Source organism: Pareuzebyella sediminis, from assembly GCF_008367235.1.
Lineage (GTDB): Bacteria > Bacteroidota > Bacteroidia > Flavobacteriales > Flavobacteriaceae > Pareuzebyella > Pareuzebyella sediminis.
On record NZ_VTZS01000003.1, the window covers coordinates 343,975 to 363,862 of the forward strand.

General features: G+C 41.7%; 15 protein-coding genes and 1 tRNA gene. 12 read left to right on the plus strand and 4 right to left on the minus strand.

The annotated features are described in order from the left end of the window. Positions 1-10: 10 nt before the first annotated feature. Complete coding sequence (locus F2B13_RS12165; protein ID WP_149273434.1) at positions 11-511, minus strand: GNAT family N-acetyltransferase; 501 nt, start codon at positions 509-511, stop codon at positions 11-13. Positions 512-559: 48 nt separating this feature from the next. Here F2B13_RS12165 and F2B13_RS12170 point away from each other — a divergent pair, with 48 nt between their 5' ends. Beyond that, entirely contained in the window at positions 560-1,360 is an 801-nt protein-coding gene (locus F2B13_RS12170) for a universal stress protein (protein ID WP_149273436.1), read from the plus strand. A gap of 52 nt (positions 1,361-1,412) precedes the next feature. Further along, positions 1,413-1,489: transfer RNA gene (locus F2B13_RS12175), tRNA-Ala, on the plus strand. A 58-nt stretch (positions 1,490-1,547) separates the two neighbouring features. Here the strand turns inward: F2B13_RS12175 and F2B13_RS12180 are convergent. Then, positions 1,548-2,492 (minus strand): GNAT family N-acetyltransferase, encoded by a 945-nt coding sequence (locus tag F2B13_RS12180; protein WP_149304328.1) that lies wholly within the window; start codon positions 2,490-2,492, stop codon positions 1,548-1,550. 220 nt (positions 2,493-2,712) lie between these two features. Then, positions 2,713-3,732, minus strand: coding sequence for a peptidoglycan bridge formation glycyltransferase FemA/FemB family protein (locus tag F2B13_RS12185; RefSeq protein ID WP_149273440.1), 1,020 nt, complete (start codon positions 3,730-3,732; stop codon positions 2,713-2,715). A gap of 337 nt (positions 3,733-4,069) precedes the next feature. Here F2B13_RS12185 and F2B13_RS12190 point away from each other — a divergent pair, with 337 nt between their 5' ends. The 3 genes from F2B13_RS12190 to F2B13_RS12200 are packed head-to-tail and all read left to right on the plus strand — an operon-like array spanning position 4,070 to position 7,192. Then, on the plus strand, positions 4,070-5,359 hold the full coding sequence (locus tag F2B13_RS12190) for a DUF5690 family protein (protein ID WP_149273442.1): 1,290 nt from the start codon (positions 4,070-4,072) through the stop codon (positions 5,357-5,359). Further along, positions 5,356-6,519, plus strand: coding sequence for a TIGR03364 family FAD-dependent oxidoreductase (locus F2B13_RS12195; protein ID WP_149304329.1), 1,164 nt, complete (start codon positions 5,356-5,358; stop codon positions 6,517-6,519). The genes F2B13_RS12190 and F2B13_RS12195 overlap by 4 nt, the downstream gene beginning before the upstream one ends. Beyond that, complete coding sequence (locus tag F2B13_RS12200; RefSeq protein ID WP_149273446.1) at positions 6,512-7,192, plus strand: phosphonatase-like hydrolase; 681 nt, start codon at positions 6,512-6,514, stop codon at positions 7,190-7,192. The genes F2B13_RS12195 and F2B13_RS12200 overlap by 8 nt, the downstream gene beginning before the upstream one ends. A gap of 50 nt (positions 7,193-7,242) precedes the next feature. On the opposite strand, the gene F2B13_RS12205 is transcribed toward F2B13_RS12200, so the two are convergent. Further along, the gene (locus tag F2B13_RS12205) at positions 7,243-7,809 is read right to left on the minus strand and encodes a helix-turn-helix domain-containing protein (RefSeq protein ID WP_149304330.1); all 567 of its coding nucleotides are present in this window, start codon (positions 7,807-7,809) and stop codon (positions 7,243-7,245) included. Between the two features lie 274 nt (positions 7,810-8,083). On the opposite strand from F2B13_RS12205, the gene F2B13_RS12210 reads away from it, so the two are divergent. Genes F2B13_RS12210 through F2B13_RS12240 form a run of 7 tightly spaced genes read left to right on the plus strand, consistent with a single transcriptional unit; the run spans position 8,084 to position 19,821 of the window. Next, positions 8,084-11,260 carry a SusC/RagA family TonB-linked outer membrane protein gene (locus F2B13_RS12210; RefSeq protein WP_149304331.1) on the plus strand — a complete coding sequence of 1,059 codons (3,177 nt, stop codon included), beginning with the start codon at positions 8,084-8,086 and terminating at the stop codon, positions 11,258-11,260. A gap of 29 nt (positions 11,261-11,289) precedes the next feature. Next, entirely contained in the window at positions 11,290-12,843 is a 1,554-nt protein-coding gene (locus F2B13_RS12215) for a SusD/RagB family nutrient-binding outer membrane lipoprotein (protein ID WP_198439686.1), read from the plus strand. Next, positions 12,833-14,497: an alkaline phosphatase family protein gene (locus tag F2B13_RS12220; protein ID WP_198440119.1), complete on the plus strand. Its 1,665-nt coding sequence runs from the start codon at positions 12,833-12,835 to the stop codon at positions 14,495-14,497. Before F2B13_RS12215 ends, F2B13_RS12220 begins: the two co-directional genes overlap by 11 nt. Next, complete coding sequence (locus tag F2B13_RS12225) at positions 14,497-15,768, plus strand: ComEC/Rec2 family competence protein (RefSeq protein WP_149304333.1); 1,272 nt, start codon at positions 14,497-14,499, stop codon at positions 15,766-15,768. The genes F2B13_RS12220 and F2B13_RS12225 overlap by 1 nt, the downstream gene beginning before the upstream one ends. Continuing rightward, positions 15,755-17,128, plus strand: coding sequence for a (R)-1-hydroxy-2-aminoethylphosphonate ammonia-lyase (gene pbfA, locus F2B13_RS12230; protein WP_149304334.1), 1,374 nt, complete (start codon positions 15,755-15,757; stop codon positions 17,126-17,128). The genes F2B13_RS12225 and pbfA overlap by 14 nt, the downstream gene beginning before the upstream one ends. Positions 17,129-17,134: 6 nt before the next feature. Then, a complete protein-coding gene (locus F2B13_RS12235; RefSeq protein WP_149304335.1) occupies positions 17,135-18,733 on the plus strand; it encodes a fibronectin type III domain-containing protein in 1,599 nt (532 codons plus the stop codon). Further along, entirely contained in the window at positions 18,730-19,821 is a 1,092-nt protein-coding gene (locus tag F2B13_RS12240; RefSeq protein WP_149273463.1) for an alkaline phosphatase family protein, read from the plus strand. The genes F2B13_RS12235 and F2B13_RS12240 overlap by 4 nt, the downstream gene beginning before the upstream one ends. Positions 19,822-19,888: the final 67 nt, after the last annotated feature.

Consider the following 19,888-nt stretch of genomic DNA (forward strand, 5'->3'; position numbering starts at 1 on the left):
GTGGGCCAAATTACAACACTAATTCGTAACAATGAAAAGGATGTTGACTCTGTTTTGGAAAGTAAATATCATCTAGCTTTCGATAGCCTCTGGCCTCGTAGAAACGCTGGTTGCGTTTGTTTTGGCTGAAGGTGTCCAAGCGTATCGACTCAAAACCGTTTTCAAGGGCGTAGTTTTCGGCAAAGTCCATTAACTTTTGGGCATAACCCATTCCCTGACGATCTGGATGAACGGAAAGTCGATGTATGTAAAGATTATTAGTATTGGGTGTCAACCAGGTTACAGGAACATATTCGGCATCCATCAGCGTTGAAACCACGATTGTTCCAATAATTCTACCGCGCTCTTCCAACACATAAAGCTCGTTTCTTTGTATGTCTTTGGCAAAAGCTTCTTTAGAAGGGTATTCATCGTTCCATTGAAAAATGCCTTTTTCGATCATATGGGACGTACACGCTTTGACAATGGTAAGAATATGGGGTATTTCCGATATCTTTGCACATCGAATCATCTTTGATTACATTTTAATTGTAAATTTAATGGATAAATCGCTACACCAATGAAACATATACTTGTGCCTATAGGCACTTCCCTTGATGCTTTTCACACTTTGCAATATGCCATTGATTTTGCCAAGGAGTTCTCTTCTAAGATTTTTGTCATGGAAGTCCACAACGTCTCTGTCGGGGCCGGTAAAAGCTTAGTCAATGTAGAACAAAAAGTCGCCGAAAGTGGAAAAGAACGCTTAAAGGAAGTCATCGACAAAGTCGATGCCAAGGGCATAGAAATAAAAATGGCCTCCTATAACGGTGACATTATAGACGGCCTTAAAGAAATCGACAAAGAACTGGGAATCGATCTTATTATCATTGCCCCAAGGAGCAACGAGGTTACCGAAGAGCTCTTCTTGGGGAATGTCTCTGGCCGTATAATAAAGCGAACCAATATTCCGACCTTGATTGTGCCTCGAGGTAGCACACTTAAGCCCTTGAAAACTATTTTAACGGCTTTTAAATCAGGTATTTTAAAAAGAAAACGAATTCTCAACCCTCTGGTAGAAATAAAGAATAAGTTCGAAGCCAAAGTCAATCTTTTGTTGGTCAAAACCCCAGGTTACACAGATGATGACTTAAAAATTAACACTGCACTAATGGACATTAGTTCGCAAATGACCATTACTGAAGCTCCGACGACTTATTTGGGGGTTCTAGAACATTTTCAATCACAGCATCCTGACCTTTTGTGTGTATTTAGAAGAAAACGTGGATTCTTTAAAAGCCTTTGGGAAAAGAATACCATTCCAAAATCTGAGTTTTCTTCCCGAATTCCCGTGTTGGTACTGAGTGTCAAGAAAGATTGAGAAGTATTTTGATAGGTTCGTAAAAAGTATTTTCTTTGAAGCCTGAAATTTTGGGGGATTAGCTCAGCTGGCTAGAGCGCTTGCATGGCATGCAAGAGGTCACCGGTTCGACTCCGGTATTCTCCACCAAAAAAAACCTCAACCACCATTATTTAGGTAGTTGAGGTTTTATTATATAAACCCTTTTTTATCCCCGTAGCTGACCGATTCGATACTTAATCTTATCGTAGCGAACAAGCTTTCCTAGAATATTCCGGTCTCTCAAATATTGCTTAAACCTTAGCTTTTCACATTGTATTTTGGCCTTGAACAAGGTACTGATGGAGTTTGCCTTGTAGAAAACATGAAAATAGAGATCATAATGATGATTGCACCATTTTATTTTATAATCGGTTACTCCCATGGAAAGGTCTAAAACTCTATAATCTTGCTCAAAACACCATTCCAATCGTTTCAACATACAAATGTCACCCATATTATATTGCGAATAGTCAATATGATACGATTGAATGTAGCTGAACACCGTTTGTTTTAAATGGAATTGAAGGGCTATAGTAATAGGTTTTTCTTGGTCATAAATGACGAATAAAGAGGCCCGCTTCTTCAAAATCATCGGATATACCAAGTCGCGATAGTACTGCCAATTGGGTAAATTATGGTTTGCCGTTTTCTTTTCTTCAAACCTATTATCAAGCATATCGTACAACTCGGAGAAAAGGCGTTGATACTCATCTTTTTCAATTTGACCATGGTAAAAAACATATCGAATACTACATTCTGATTCGAGCTTTCTCTTCTTCGATCTTAATTTCTTTCTGTTTCTTGAACTCAGTTGATCGGTCAGGTAATCTTCTACCTTTTTAAATTTTGATAGATCGATCAAATACCCCTTATATTGTCTGATTTTAGACACCCTAACCTGCTCGGGTCTTTCCTTTAGTGACACCTCGAGATACTCAGGAACGTCCCAAACTGTTGAAATTTTTACATTTTCAAAGGCAAGAGGTGTTTCCTCACTACTAAAAACTACTTCGTCGGTAAGTACATTTCCTACCCTATTGGCATAGAAGGGGGATACCGTACCTCGCATAAAGAGGTCAAAGAAGAAACGATATTTCTTGTCAAATTCCATAAAACCTTTATGAATATAGTGGGGGCTCTTGAAAATTCACGGCCGAATTGGGATTTTGACTTTGAAAATCTTTACCCTCAAAAACTTTTATACTTTATGAGAATACCCAATTAGCTGCATACACGTGGGTATAAATTAACACTAAAGATACTACCGATTTTATAAACTGTATGTACACGATTTTACCGATTCCGGATGCCTCAATGATAAGGTTAATCCATTATCTTCGATACTCTGGAAATAAGAGGGTATCGGAAAGGTTTTTCGCTTTGTGTTTCTTTACCAGTTTCTTGTAAGCCTTCTTATTGACAATGTAGCTCCATAAAGTAAAGGATCTCAACGAAGGTGAAAATGATTTTTTAAATCGGAAAAGTCCATCGGTATTCGATCCAAGACCGCCTCCGAGGTTGAGGTGTAGAAAGCTCTTATTGCTGCAATGCTTTCGCATGTAGTCGATAAGAAGTTTTGACGGCATGGCATCTAAAAACTCATTATAAGTTCCACTTAAATGGTATTGTACTATATCTTTCGATAGGGTGAAGATGCTTCCGGCCATGACCTGCCCTGTAGTTTTGCATTCTGCTAACAGGAGCTTTGCATTTATTTGGTCGGAATCGAACAAATCTATAAAATATTGAAGCGGAAAATAGTAGCAGTCGACCGCGTTGAGTCGATCCATAGACTCGGTATAAATTTCATGGAATAAGGCAAGGTCTTCCATTCCATTACCCTCCCTAACTATTATATTTCGCTCTGCCTTGTTCAACTGTGTCTTCAAACGTCTCGAAAAGCGCTCACGTTGTTGTGTAATATTCAGGGTAAGATCAATACCTACAATCGGACCGGCAATATTTATTGACCCCATTTCTCCTAAAATAAGGGATTGATTGTGGATATACGGATTAAGCCTCGAGAACACGGTAACTATATTATTCTCCCTTAAATATGAGTGGACCTGCTTGGCCATTTTCGAAGCGTCAAAGTCCGAGGTTATGCCTGCGGAAACAGGACCTGGATATCCATAGACAGAAGTGGCGTCAAAAAGATTTGTGTCGGGGATAGGTCTTATTATCAACGGAATGCCTACCAAAGCGTCATTTTCTACATATACCATTAAAATAGCCCTCTCGAACTCTTTAAGGGATAACTGATGATAGTCGTACGTGTGATACACGTCATAAGTGTCAACCGACTCCAAAATGTCCATCCATTCCTTGCGGGAAGTAATCTCAAAAATCATGGTTTGGGTGTATTAGGTTAAATTCTTTTGGTGACCGAAAATTAAGAATAATTTGTAGTGTCCGAATGAAAAATGGACAAATGGCTTTATTTCCCGTTTAAGTTGTTAATTAATTCATGTCCTTGGTAAATCCGTGGATAGCATGAAGCGAAACCTATCTTAAATAACATCGCCCACTGGTTGTTATTAATGGTTTAAAGACCCCCTAAAAAGGAAAATTTAAGATTAAATAATTACATGGTAAGCATTTCTTAACGCTCAAAAAGTTACAAATAGTAAAAAAATAACGAATATTGTAAATCTATTTTTTACTATTTGTAAACTCTTAAGAAAGAATTTGAAAATTAGTCAAAAAGATATTCGGTTTTTGGCCCATGGTTCGCTGGCAGCTTTCGGCACCTATTTCTGCATGTATGCCTTTAGAAAGCCTTTTACAGTAGCGACCTATGAAAATCTCTTCTTTATAGGCATAGATTACAAAATTGTGCTGATCATTACCCAGGTCATTGGCTATATGCTCTCTAAATTTATTGGTATCAAGTTGATTTCCGAACTCAAAAGTAAAAGTCGCCTCCCTTATCTTTTGGTAATGATCGCGACTGCCGAACTCAGTCTTGTATTGTTCGGCTTGGTTCCCTCTCCTTATAATATTGCTTTAATGTTGGTCAACGGTTTGTCTCTTGGTATGGTATGGGGCGTGGTCTTTTCATATATCGAAGGACGTAAGTTCACCGAAATATTGGGCGTTATTCTTTGTTCAAGCTTCATTGTCTCTAGCGGTGTAGTCAAATCGGCAGGGCTCATGGTAATGAACTCCATGGGGGTATCGGAACTGTGGATGCCAGCGGTCACGGGCGCGTTTTTCATACTGCCTTTTATGGGTTTTGCGCTTCTTCTCGAAAAGGTACCTCCTCCGACCGGAGAAGATAAGCGACTTCGAAAAGAGCGGCTTCCCATGAGCAGGGAGGACCGTAAAAAAGTATTGGCCAACTTTTTCCTTCCTATCGTAATTTTAGTTTTCTTTTATGTGTGTTTGACTGCAATGCGTGATTTCCGCGACAATTTTTCAAGAGAGATATGGGATGCTGTAGGATATGAGAACGATGCGGCCATTTATACCCTATCGGAAATCCCTATAGCCATTATTGTTCTACTGTCCATAGCTCTTTTCGCTTTTGTTAAAAACAATTACAAGGCTTTTATTTCTTATCACTTTATGCTGATATTCGGAGCAATCTTAGTAGGTATTAGCACCTTGTTGTTTCAAACCGCGATAATCGGCCCGGCATTTTGGATGATTTTAGTAGGCCTTGGGCTCTATACTTGCTATGTCCCTTTTAATTGCATCTTTTTTGACCGAATGATTGCGACCTTTCGCATTAAGGGCAATGCAGGGTACTTGATCTATATTGCCGATGCATTTGGGTATCTTGGAAGCATGGCCGTCTTACTGTATAAAAATTTTGGGCAGAGCACCATTTCGTGGTTGCAATTTTTTATTGAGGGTTCTTATATAATTTCAGTCATCGGCTGTTCGATATCGATAATATCATTATTCTATTTTAGAAGAAAATACAAAAAAGACCGTGAAGAACTAGAAAACGAACTTTATATGGTAGACATATGAACAATGAATACGACTTGATTGTAGTGGGTGGTGGCGTTTTGGGAACCTTTCATGCGTATCATGCCATTAAAAAGGGTCTTAAAGTTGCCCTTTTGGAAAAAGATGGAAAGCCACAAGGGGCCACTGTTCGGAATTTTGGACAGGTAGTTCCTTCTGGAATGGACTCCAAGTGGCAGAAATACGGACGTGAAAGCCTACGCATCTATAAAAAAATACAAAAGAAGTTTGATATTTCGGTACAGCAAGAAGGGAGCATCTACATTGCTTCAAATGCGGAAGAGGTGCAGTTGTTGGAAGAATTGCGCGATATCAATATCAAGAATGCATATCCTTCTGAACTTCTCACTAAAGCTGAGTGTTTAACGAGATATGTAGGGCTGCGTAACGATTATGTTAAGGCGGGATTATATTTTCCGGAAGAAGTGAAAGTCGAGCCACGTATAATGATCAACAAGTTGCACGGCTACCTCAAAGAGCTTGGCCTTCATATCTACATGAACCAGACCGCACTAGAATGTGATACGTTAAAAAATGGTGTTCAAGTTTATACTTCGCAGCATCTTTTGCTTTCTAGTTCAAAGGTCATAATCTGTAACGGCCATAACTTTAAAACCCTTTACCCTAAATTATTCGCCGAAAGCGATTTGGTGGTCTCTAAATTACAGATGATGCAGACTAAACCACAACCAAATTATCGTCTGCCAAGCTCTGTTTTGACCGGTTTGTCGATTCGAAGATATGAAGCCTTCAAAGAATGCACTTCTTACCCCAAAATCAAAGAAAGGGAAGACCAGAATGCTTTTCAAAACCGATGGGGCGTCCATGTTTTATTCAAACAAGCTCTCGACGGCTCCATTATCCTTGGAGACTCACATGAATATGCCCCTGCCGGTAAAATCGATGATCTGGGAATGGATTTAAATATGGATATTGACAACTTTATTATCGAGGAAGCCAAGAAAATATTTGATCTTCCCACCTATGAGATTCAAAGTCGCTGGTACGGACTTTATGCCCAATGTAAAAATAGCGACATTTTTCAACACACGGTTGATCGGGATATACATATCGTAACTGGTATTGGAGGCAAGGGTATGACGGGAAGCGCTGGATTCGCAAAACAAAACATTAATTCAATTTTTAACTTAGAACATGTATAATATAGATCTTGCGGTTTTCGATATGGCCGGCACTGTAGTAAACGAAGATAATGTTGTGTACAAAACACTTCAAAAAGCCATCAATAAAAAGGGGTATGACCTTACCTTGGCTTTCGTTCTTGAACACGGCGCCGGTAAGGAAAAACATCAGGCCATAAAGGATATTTTAAAAGCCATCGATGTCGATTCGAGCACTGAACCCTCAGAACCCATTTTTGAGGATTTCAAGCAACTTTTGGACCAGGCCTATGAAACACTTCAGGTCTCCTCCTTCGAGGGTGTGGAAGAAACATTGTCCCATCTCCGATCGAGCGGTATCAAAGTCGCACTCAATACGGGGTATAATAGTAAAATAGCCAACCTATTGCTAAAAAAAATGAACTGGGTAGAAGGTATCCACTACGATGCTTTGATTACGGCAGACGACGTGAGCAAAGGGCGCCCCCATCCTGCGATGATCCACAGGGCAATGGAACTCTTACAGGTAGGGAACGCTGCTAATGTATTAAAGGCAGGAGACTCCATCATAGATATCGAAGAGGGAAAAAATGCCGGATGTGGAGTTACAATAGGGGTCACTACGGGCGCTCATACCGCAGATCAGTTGCAATCGGCCGACCCGACCTATGTGCTTACCTCGTTGACCGAACTTACCAGGTATATCACTACATAATAATCGCTCGATTAATATTTGAGTAATGTTTGATTCCGGCTCTAAACCCTTTAAATAAAGAAGTATGTCACCAACATGGTCGAAGCCACAGAACTTTTGTTAATAGGAACATGCGGAATTCGACCATCAAAGAAAATGGAATCGCCTTCTTTAAGCAACACCTCTTCCTCCCCGATGATATACGAGCATTCCCCAGATAACATATATTTAAACTCATAGGCATCCGTAGTAACCTTCCCACGTTCCGAACCGGGAGCCACTTTAAGCAAGACAGTTTCAAATCCAAGGGTAGACAGTTGCTTTCCAAAAATATAGGTATAAGAAAATCCAACGGCTTCATCTTCCTTTTCTATGGTGGAATACTCTTCTTTTCGAGAAAGAATATAATTTGAACCATTTACCTTGGGCATCCCATTGAAAAACTCAATAACCTCCACTTCTAAAGTAGCTATGATTTTCAAGAGTACGGGTAGTGATGGAATGGTACGGCCATTTTCGATCCTAGAGATCAAACCACCTGTGACATCGGCACCAATGGCAATTTCATTTATTGTTTTACCACCCTTCCTTCGAATTTCCTTGATTCGTTTTCCGATACCGATAAGATAATCTTCCATATTAAAGAAATCAATGAGATAATATTGATGCTATAAGTAACTTATACGTATGAGAAAAAGTATAAGCCGTTTAAGAAATAAAAAATTACATGCCTATAAAATTATAATATACTAAAAATCTACATTTGAATATTTGTAAATAAAAAAAGTTAACAATTTCATAAAGTATTTTGACTAAATGTTGCATTAAAATAATATATATAGTACTTTGAGTTTACAAACAGATATGATATTTGTTTGCAAAGATTTAAGAAAAGTTTACAAATACTAAAAAATGAAAAGAACACTACTTCTTATGGTATTTGCCCTGTTGGCAAGTATCGTCGCCACCTCTCAAACCACCTTTACAGGATCGGTATTCGATGAGAACAACGTTCCTTTACCCGGTGCTTCCGTAGTTATTAAGGGAAGCTCAACCGGTGTTGCCACCGATTTTGACGGTAATTTCGAAATAGAATTGCCATCAGAAAGTGAAATTTTGGTAGTATCCTATATAGGTTACATCACTCAGGAGTTCAATACTTCAGGGCAGACCTCGGGCATCATTACCTTACAACCTGATTCCCAACAGCTTGATGAGGTTGTCGTCACGGCCTTGGGCATCGAAAGGGAAAAAAAATCATTGGGGTATGCTTCTCAAGAGTTGGATAACGAAGAGGTCGTAAATGCTCGAGAGCCCAATCTATTGAACGGTATTTCCGGAAAGGTGGCAGGTCTACAAATAACCAATAGCCCTTCTGGGTTGGGAGGCTCGGCCAGGGTGTCTATTCGAGGTGATGCGTCATTGAACATTAACGGCAACTCGCCCCTCTTCATTGTAGATGGTACCCCCATCAGTAATGAAATAGTAGGTTCGAACGGTTCTGGAACCCAAGATGTGGATTACGGAAACGGTGCTGCTGAAATCAACCCTCAAGACATCGAATCCATGAACGTTCTAAAAGGACCTGCCGCAGCGGCTCTTTACGGTGCCAGGGCTGCTAATGGAGCAATTATTATTACTACCAAAAAAGGGAAATCAAGAAGCGGCCGACTTGGTGTTTCATTCAATACCGGGGTAACCGTTGAGAATGTTATGATGTTGCCTGATTGGCAAAATCGATATGGTCAGGGAAATAACCAACAGTTTGAGTTCGTCGATGGTAGCGGTTCAGGTATCGCAGATGGGGTTGACGAGAGCTGGGGCCCTCCACTTGACACTGGTCTGTTGATTCCACAATTTGATTCTCCAAGAACGGACGGAACCCGTGGGGGAGACATTTATGTCAGTGATGCGCCGATTACCCCAACGCCCTGGGTATCAGCTCCTGACAACACTAAAGATTTCTTTGAAACCGGTATGACCCTTACCAACAGTATTGCCATATCTAAATCTGGTGAAATGGGCAATATGAGGTTTTCCTATCAAAATTTGGATCAAGAAGGAACATTGCCTAATACCGATCTTAAAAGAAACACCTTTAGCCTTACCGGAAGTCTTAATCTAACCGACAAGGTGACGGTCAATGCAAACGTGAACTATGTAAAAACCGATAGCGAGAATAGACCTTCTGTAAGCTACGGTACCGAAAGTATTATGTATCTGTTCATATGGTACGGTCGTCAACTGAATACCAATAATTTAAGGGATTACTGGCAACCGGGCCTAGAAGGAAGACAGCAGTTTAATTACAACTACAACTACCACGACAACCCTTTCTTTACGATGTACGAGAATACCAACGCACAGGACAAGGATCGTATATTCGGAAATGTAAGTATCAACTACGATATCAGCGAGAATTGGAAGCTTTTACTTCGAAGCGGCCGTGATTTCTACAGGGATTTTAGACCGAGAAAAAGAGCATTTAGCACACAGCGGTTTCCGTTTGGCACCTATCAAGAAGACAATATCTTCTTTGAAGAAAGCAACACCGATTTTCTTTTAAGTTATGATAAGACCTTTAATGAAAAATGGAATGTAAATATATCCGCGGGCGGTAACCAACTACGACAAAAACAAGACTTTACTAAGAGCGTTGCCCCGCAACTGATAAACCCGGGGGTCTATTCCTTCAATAACTCGAGACAAGCGGTACAAGTCAATACCAACAATTTTGAAAAAAGAATAAACAGTATTTACGGCTTCGCACGTTTCGCTTATGACGGTATGCTTTTTCTTGACTTGACCGGACGAAACGATTGGTCAAGTACGTTACCCCAAGATAACAACTCGTACTTTTATCCATCGGCAACACTTAGCGCCATTGCAAGCGATATTTTTAATATGCCCGAATGGGTCTCCTTCGCCAAGGTTAGGGCGGCCTATGCCGAGGTCGGGAACGACACCGACCCTTATAGATTGAGAAGTTTTTATAGAAACGAGACCCCTTTTGATGGTTCGACTCCTATATTGACGGAATCGGCATTGATTCCCAATGCTGAATTAAAACCCGAAATTACATCTTCCTATGAGTTTGGTCTTGACTTGCGGTTCTTTCAGAGTCGTTTGAACTTTGACCTCACCTATTACGATAGCAGTACGAGAAACCAGATCATTAACATCGATACCGATATTTCCAGTGGCTATTCTAGTCAGCTCATCAATGCTGGGGAGGTTCGCAACTATGGTTTTGAGGCCATTGTCAATGTGGTGCCTGTTCTTAGCGATAATTTTAGATGGAACACCACCTTCAATTTTTCAGCGAACAATAGCGAAGTAAAGGACTTGGGAGGTGTTAATTTTTCTTTGACCGAAAGAAACGGCGCCTTCATACAGGCCCGTGAAGGAGGTTCGATAAGTGCTATTTATGGTAGAGGGTTTCAACGTGTGGAAGACCCTAATAGCGAATTCTTCGGGCAAAAAATTATAAATCAGCAAGGTATACCGATTCGAACCGATGACCTCGTCTATCAAGGCGATTATGCGCCGGACTTTACATTAGGCATGCAGAACACTTTCCGATATAAAAATATAGATCTCGGGTTTTTACTAGACACAAGACAAGGTGGTATTGTAATCTCTCGTACCAAGACTATTGGTAGCACATCGGGTCAGTTGATGGAAACTTTAGAAGGAAGGGAAAACGGTATTGTAGCCGAGGGGGTTGTAAATACCGGCACTGCAGAGAATCCGGTCTACTCCCCGAATACAACGAATGTCGATGCCCGAACCTTTAATAACAGGTATTATGAACGTGATAATGTCGAAGCTGCCAAATATGATGCCTCATATACCAAACTCCGAGAGGTTACTTTAGGGTATTCATTGCCTAAGAAAATCACCGATAATCTACCCATAACCAACGCTCGATTTTCGGTAACAGGCAGAAATCTCTTGCTATGGACGGACAACCCGCATTTTGACCCAGAAGTAGTCGGGGTATCGGGAGGAACTCTTCAACCAGGTATTGAAAACATGTCTTACCCAAGTACACGCCTTTTTACCTTTAACCTACAAGTCGATTTTTAATGGCAAGCCAAATGAAAATTCTAAATAAAATGAAAAAAATAGCTTTTGTTTCAGCACTGATATTCATGATGCTTGGATGCACCGATGAATTTGACACTATAAACGTAAACCCTAATTTCCCGGCATCGGCCCAGCCAGAACTCCTACTTCCTGGAATTCAACGTGAAATGGCCTATGAATGGGGTAATGAAGGATGGGAAGAGGGTTTCACGGTCGTACAATATGGGGCCCGACTACAATTTACAAGTGGGGATATATACAACTGGTCTCCGTCTGGGACACCCTACAATGACGCCTATGCATCGCTACGCGATGTCGAAAACATCATTCGGGATACAAGGGATAATCCAGAGGCACAAAACTATTACGGCGTCGCCCTAATTATGAAGTCGTGGATAATGTCTTACGTAACCGATGCGTATGGTGATGTACCGTACACCGAAGCTACCCAGGGTATAAGCGATGGCAACGTAACCCCGGCTTTCGACCCTCAGCAAACTATCTATAATGGAATACTTGAAGATTTGGAGACAGCGAATACCGTACTCGCCGGTCAAGCCAATATATCAGGAGACATTTTTTATGGAGGCGACATCGTCAAGTGGCAAAAATTCGCTAATTCTTTGCGCCTTCGTTTGTTGATGCGAATCAGCGATGTTGACAACGCCAAGGCGGTAGCAGGTATGACACAAATAGCGAGTGACCCAGCAACCTATCCGATTTTCGAGAGCAATGCCGATATGGCTGTGGTACAATGGAATTCTGATAATCCACAGTCTAAATACGATACCCGTTCGGGTAGTTTTGACGAAGTTCGCCTGAGCTTAACATTGGAGACACGCCTGAAAGCTTTGAACGATACGCGATTGGTTGTATTTGCTCAGCCCACCTCTGCCTCCGGTAAAGGAATCTACTCCGATAATTTTGATGATTATGTAGGTATGCCCAACGGTTTAGACGATGAAGCCGCTTTAGGGTATAGCCCCAGTGGCAACCCAGATGAATCGGGTTCAAACTTTATCTCTCGCTTGGGTATTCTAATCGCTTGCCGTGCCTGTAATCCGGAACAAGCATCGCCCACCGCCGCACAGACCATAATTATGAGTTATTCAGAATTACAGTTTATTTTGGCCGAGGCTCGCGAGAAGGGCTGGATATCTGTAGGGACTACGGAGGAATACTATCAAAATGGGATTCGTGCCTCCTTCGAATACTATACGGATAGAGTTTCCGCAGGAGGGTGGACTGAAATTGCCACCGCAATGCAAGAAACCGATTTAGACGCCTATTTGGCCCAGCCCGCTGTGGCACTTACAGGTTCCTCGGATGAAATTTTAGAAAAAATATATTTGCAAAAATGGATTTCACTCTTTTATACCGGATTTGAAGGCTGGTCAGATTGGAGACGCACCGGATCGCCGGAAGTAGTTCCCGGTCCTGACGCCGTAAATGGGGGACAAGTACCCGTTCGCTTTCAATATCCGAATTCGGTAAAGGCGACCAACGAAGCGAATTATGAAGCCGCTGTTTCAAGAATGGGCGCAGATAACATCAATACCAAACTTTGGTGGGATGTTGACTAAGTTCCGCTTTCATTACTCTTTGATTTTGACCATAGCCTTAACTGTGCTATGGTCGCTTTTTAGTAATGCCCAAGGACCAAAGGGTATGGGTATCGAACATGTCATTGTTGTTGGTTTTGATGGCCTTAGCCCAGACGGACTGCAAAATGCGCAAACCCCCATGTTTGACGAATTGATGCGTGATGGTGCTTCTACCCTACACGCTAGGGCCGTACTACCCACAAGCTCAAGTTCGAATTGGGCCTCTATGATTATGGGCGCAGGACCCGAACAGCACGGTATTACCTCCAATGCATGGGAACGTGACAACTTCACCCTGCCCGCAGTTACTCAAGGTGAAGATTTTCTGTTCCCTACTATATTTCGTCTCATCGACCATCAAATACAGAACGCAGAAATTGGGGCTATTTATCATTGGTCAGGTTTCGGTCGACTATTCGAAAAGAATGCAGTAGACTTTGACAGAAATCCAAAGACGGAAGATGAAACAGCAAGTATGGCTAGCCAATACCTCAAAGATAAGCAAGCCCATTTTACCTTTATTCATTTTGATCATGTCGATCACGCAGGCCATGAGTTTGGCCATGGATCGCCCGAATATTATAAGTCCGTAGAAAAAGCCGATGCACTTTTAAAACTGGTGATGCAAGCCATTGAGACTTCAGGAATAGGCGATAGCTCATTGGTCATAGTCAGTGCTGATCACGGGGGCATGGGCAAGGGCCATGGTGGTGAATCCCTCCAAGAAATTGAAATTCCGTTCATCATTTGGGGTAAATCGATAAAGAAAGGCCACAAAATCGAATACCCTGTATATCAATATGACAATGCGGCTACGGTCGCATTCGCCCTTGGCATCAAAACACCGGTTGCCTGGATCGGAAAACCTGTTACATCAGCTTTTGAAGGGTTAGAAGTTTCTGATGACTATCCTATTTTGGAACAGTTAAAACAGCCCATAATACTTCCCGAGGCAGATGGTTATAAAAAAGCCGGGGGCCTTTTTACAACTTCCGCGACGGTAAAAATAAAGAATCCGAACACCTCGGGTAAAATAAGATATACCACTGATGGCAGCTTTCCATCGAAAATATCAGAACCCTACAACGGCCCTTTCGAAGTCGACGGGAATACAGTGGTCAAAAGTGCCGTTTTCATCGGCGATAACATCAGAAGCTTGGTTGCCGAGGCCTTTCTTAGAATAAAACCAAGCACTGCGGAAAAACCTATTAGCTTTGAACTATTTTATCTAGATCAATTATCTTTTATTCCGGAACTTGATAATAAAAAACCAGACTTAACCGGACGTGTTTTTGAGATTACCTCCGATGAACTGAAGGATAAAATTAAAAGAAATACAGCAGTGCGGTTCTCTACCAAAATTAAAATTGAAAAATCAGGGCGCTATACTTTTTACACCCGTTCCGACGATGGTAGCAAGTTAATAATCAATGAACAAGTGGTTGTAGACAACGATGGCGATCACGGTGTTCAGGAAAACGGCGGAACCATTGAACTGAAGGCAGGTGAACATGATTTAGAGGTGCTTTGGTTTAACGGAGGCGGTGATGGTTGGTTGGACATATTCATAGAAGCTGACGGTCTACCGAAACAGATTTTGCCTACGACTATGTTAACGACCAAAATGAGATAATGAACCAGAAAAAAATACTGTTTTTCTATATATCGACTCTCTTTATCATCTCTTTTTCGCTAAAAGCACAACAATTGCCCCCTTGGGAAGAAGGAATGCTTGATATTCACCACATCAATACCGGGCGTGGTGATGCGGCCTTCATGATCTTTCCCGATGGTACCACCCTGCTCGTTGATGCCGGGGATATGTCGGAGACCCACCCCCGAACAACCTCAAGGAGGAATGCCGAAATGATGCCTAACCGCACTAAATCGGCTCCTGAATGGATTGTAGACTATATCGACCAGTTTTTTCCAAAAAACCGAAAGAGACAGTTAGATTATGCCTTGATTACCCATTACCATGACGACCATTTTGGAGAAGCCGATTCTCTGAGGCAAATTGCTGAAGGCGGCTATCAATTGACCGGCATAATGGAGGTTGGCACCCATATTTCCATAAAAAAGTTGATTGATCGCGGTTTTGACTATCCGCTGAATCTTAAAAATTCGAAGGTACAGGCACAACCACGTTTCTCGTCAGACAAATATGGCATGATAGCGTCGTTGCGTGAATATTGGAAATTTATTGCATTTCAACAAAAAGAATCTGGATTGAAAAATGAAGCCCTCAAAGTAGGTGTAAGCAATCAAATCGCTTTGAATACGGCCCCAAAAAAATATCCCGAATTTTCAGTCTTGAACATCGCCTCCAATGGAAAAATTTATACGGGATATAAAGATGGCGACGTATTCTCCCTGTTTGAAGAGGGTGACTATCCTGGAGAGAACCCATTAAGCAACTGTATTCGCATAGATTATGGTCCGTTCAATTACTTCACCGGAGGCGATATTTCGGGGATGACCGCATTAGGTGCAAGCGATATCAATTCTTTAGAGGCCCATGCGGCTCCTGTTATCGGGCCTGTAGATGTTGCAGTCCTTAACCATCACGGCAACCGTGATTCTCAAAGTCCCTTTTATGTTCGAACTTTGCGACCAAGGGTTTGGATACAACAAAACTGGACTGCCGATCATCCTGGGGAAGAGGTATTAAGAAGAATGACTTCGACCGCCCTATATCCCGGTGAAAGAGACCTCTTTTCGACCATTATGTTACAGGGAACTAAAGATGTAATCGGTGATAGGCTCGACCAATATAAAAGTCAAAACGGGCATATCGTTTTACGGGTAGACGAGGGAGGTGAAAGCTATGAAATCTTTATCTTGGACGATACTTCCGAAAAAAGGGAAATTCTTTCAAAACATGGGCCATATGCAGCACGATAACACTCAAGACATAGGAATTAACAAACGTACCGAAGGTGATATCAATTTTACCCCGGAAAGAGAAAAGTGGTTGAATGAAGCGGTGAGTAATGAGGCCAAGGAACTTCTTGAAAAAGATGCCCGTTATTTTCTACATCAATCGCTCTCAACCCCATGTCTCGATGTATTAAAAACATGCCACGGCTCCTATATTGAAAATGTCGTGGGCAAAAAATACCTCGATTTTCATGGGAACAACGTACATCAATTGGGTTTTTCACATCCTAAGTTGGTAGCACGATTAACGGAGCAACTACAATCGCTTACTTTCTCGACAAGACGATATACCAATGAGGTAGCCATTAATTTTGCGGAAAAACTGGCCTCCCTAATGCCCGCCGACCTGAATCGTACCCTATTGACCCCCAACGGTAGTTCGGCTGTGGGTATAGCCCTAAAATTAGCCCGGGCGGTTACCGGAAATTTCAAAGTGGTTTCCTTCTGGGACTCATTTCACGGAGCTTCTTTAGATGCCATAAGTGTAGGTGGCGAAGCTGTGTTCAGGGAGCATATGGGGCCTCTTATCCCTGGCGTAGAGCGCATTCCACCCCCTATAACCTACCGCGGCATATTCGAAGGCAATGAAAATAAATGTTTGGAACATTTGGAATATGTTTTTTCCAAAGAAGGTGATATCGGAGCTTTTTTAGCCGAAACTGTCAGGAACACGGATGTTCAAATCCCTTCAAAATCATTTTGGAAAGAAGCTCGAAGATTGTGCGATACATACGGCGTACTGTTGATACTTGATGAAATACCCATAGCTATGGGTAGAACTGGAAAAATGTTCGCTTTTGAGCACTTTGGTATAGAACCCGATATTCTTTGTTTGGGCAAAGGCCTTGGCGGTGGTATCATACCACAAGCGGCTATTGTAACCCGTGATGAATACAATCGCTTTGGCAGTATCTCTTTGGGACATTATACCCATGAAAAAAGTCCTTTAGGATCGATCGCGGCATTGACCACTCTAGAAATTATCGAAGAAGAAAATATTCTTGGAAAGGTCAAGGAAGATGAAGCGTATATGTGTTCCGCTATGAGTCAATTGCAAAAAAAGTACCCCTGCATCGGTGATATTCGAGGCTTGGGCCTATTATGGGGCGTTGAATTAGTAAAAGACAGAAAAACCAAAGAAAAAGCTGTACTTGAAGCCGAAAAAGTGATGTATGACTGTTTAAAAAATGGACTAAGTTTTAAGGTATCGGCAGGCAATGTGTTGCAACTGGCCCCTGCTCTGACCATTACCAGGAAAGAACTTGAATCGGCCATGCATATTCTCGACAATGCCTTATCCACCATACAAAATCAAACCAATTAGATCAAAATGAATATCAAAAAGTTAAGTGGGATAGTTAGCCTATTTTTTATCACCATAGGTTACGCCCAGAAAAGCGACTCCAAATTTGTAGTACAACCTTATCTTCAGAATGCTTCGCCAAGTGCAATAACCATTATGTGGGAAACCTCTTCGGGTGAGGAAAGCACCGTAGAATGGGGCAAAACACAGAAATTAGGAAAAAAATCTTCCGGAAGTGCCTTTGACATCAACTTTTCAGAATCCCGGGTTCATGAAGTAACATTAGAGGGTCTAGAGCGATTCACGGTCTATTACTACAGGGTCAAGACCGGCAATTTGCGTTCTGATATCTATCAATTCAAAACACCACCGTTTGCCGAAGATGAAGAATCGTTCAATATGATAGCTATGAGCGATATGCAAATTGATTCGCAGCATCCCGAAAAATTTGGAGAAATCCTACAACAGGGTATATTAAGCTACCTTGAAAAAGAATTTGGAGGTGCACTACCTGACAACCTCGCCTTGGTGATGATTCCTGGTGACCTTGTATCAAGCGGAAGCAATTATGATCATTGGAACGGCCATTTCTTTAAACCTTCCCACCCGCTCTTTTCACAAGTACCGGTTTATCCTGTGCTGGGTAATCATGAGCGCAATACCCAATTCTATTTTAAATATTTCAGTCTTCCGAAGAACGGAACGCCCGCCTATGCCGAGCACTGGTGGTACAAAGATTACGGGAACACACGCATTATTGGTCTAGATTCTAACGACGGGTACCGCGATTTGAGACAGCAATTGGAGTGGTTGAAAGATGTTTTGGCCAAAACCGAAAAAGATCCCAAAATCGATTTTGTCTTCGCGCAGTTACATCACCCCTATAAATCTGAACTATGGATTCCAGGTGAAGAAGACTTTACTGGAAAATTGGTCGATCTATTGGAAGATTTCACCAACAAAACCAATAAGCCCAGCATTCACTTTTTTGGACATACCCATGGGTATTCACGAGGACAATCAAAAGACCATAAACATCTTTGGGTAAATGTTGCCAGTGCCGGGGGCGCAATTGATAATTGGGGCGAATTCGAAGGAAAGGACTATGATGAATTTACGGTGACCCAAGACGAATACGGCTTTGTAATGGTGGAGGTCAGCGGTGATCGGAGCAACCCCAAGTTTACACTGAAAAGAATCAGTCGCGGTAACAATATAAACCCAAAGAACAATGAAATTACCGATAGCATTACCATTTGGAAAAACAACAGCATACCCGACGCACCAATCCCCATTGAGCCTGTCAAAAATCAAGAAATCAAATTCAACAACATCGTTCTAAAGGCCGGTCATTTCAAAGGCAATATGGCCGATGCTTTTCACGCGGCCTCAAACTGGCAGATTTCGTCGACAAAAGATTTTAGTAAACCCATCTACGATAGCTGGAAACAGTTCGAAAACTGGTATTACATGGAAAATCGACAAAAAAATGATGACCTTAGCGATGAAAAGACGGCAAACCTAGAACCGAACAAAACCTATTACTGGCGTGTACGTTATCGTGATCAATACCTCAACTGGAGCGACTGGTCAACAATTTCATCTTTTAAAACCCTATCCAAATGAATAATTGTAAAGCCTTTTATTTTATAATCTTACTGTGCCTTTGTAGCGCGACGAACGCCCAAGAAAATAACACGAAAGTGGTATTGATAACCTTAGATGGTTTTCGATGGCAGGAACTCTTTTCCGGGGCCGACCCTCTACTGGTTTCCAATACTGATTTTGTTCACGATACAACGGCCCTCAAGAAAAATTTTTGGCGGAATACCCCTGAAAAGAGACGAGAGGCCCTTATGCCTTTTTTGTGGCAAGAAGTTTCGAAAATAGGTCAATTGCACGGCAATAGAAATTTGGGAAGCAACGTCAACTTAACCAATAAAATGTGGTTTTCCTACCCCGGTTATAACGAGATTTTGACAGGAAAGGCAGACGATAAGAACATTACAAGTAATGACAAAATTCCCAACCCCAATACAACTATACTCGAAATTGCGAATCGTGACCCCCGTTATGTCAACCAAGTGGCCGCTTTTGGCAGTTGGGATGTTTTCCCTTTCATTATAAACGAAGAGCGTTCAGGAGTGCCCGTCAATGCGGGATTTGAATTGGCCAAGGGTGCTGATTTGACGGTCAATGAAAAATTCTTGAACAAATTACAACCCAAAGTCCCAAGTCCGTGGAGTACCGTTAGAATGGATGCTTTCACCCACTATTATGCCATGGAAGAGCTAAAGAAGAACCATCCCGAGTTTATATACATTTCATACGGGGAAACCGACGATTTCGCACATGACGGGGAATATGATGCATATCTGGCCTCAGCCCATACAACAGATACTTTAATCAAGGAATTATGGCAGTTTACTCAAAACGATCCCTTTTATCGCAACAGCACCCTTTTCATCATTTCAACGGATCATGGTCGCGGTACAAACCCGTTGGAAACCTGGAAAAGTCATGGAGGTAACATTAAGGGCGCCGATCAAGTGTGGTTGATCGCCTTCGGAAAAGGAGTTTCTCCCCGTGGTGAAGTGACAGAGAACGAACAACTGTTCAGCAATCAAATCGCCCCAACTATTTTGGATGTATTGAAACTCCCAATGGATACAACATCCATGCCGGGAAAAACACTTCAACTCGGAAAAAAATAAAGTATAGGTTTTACTAACGATAGTTTCATGATTAGTTAACCCCACACAAAAATGGAAACACGAATTT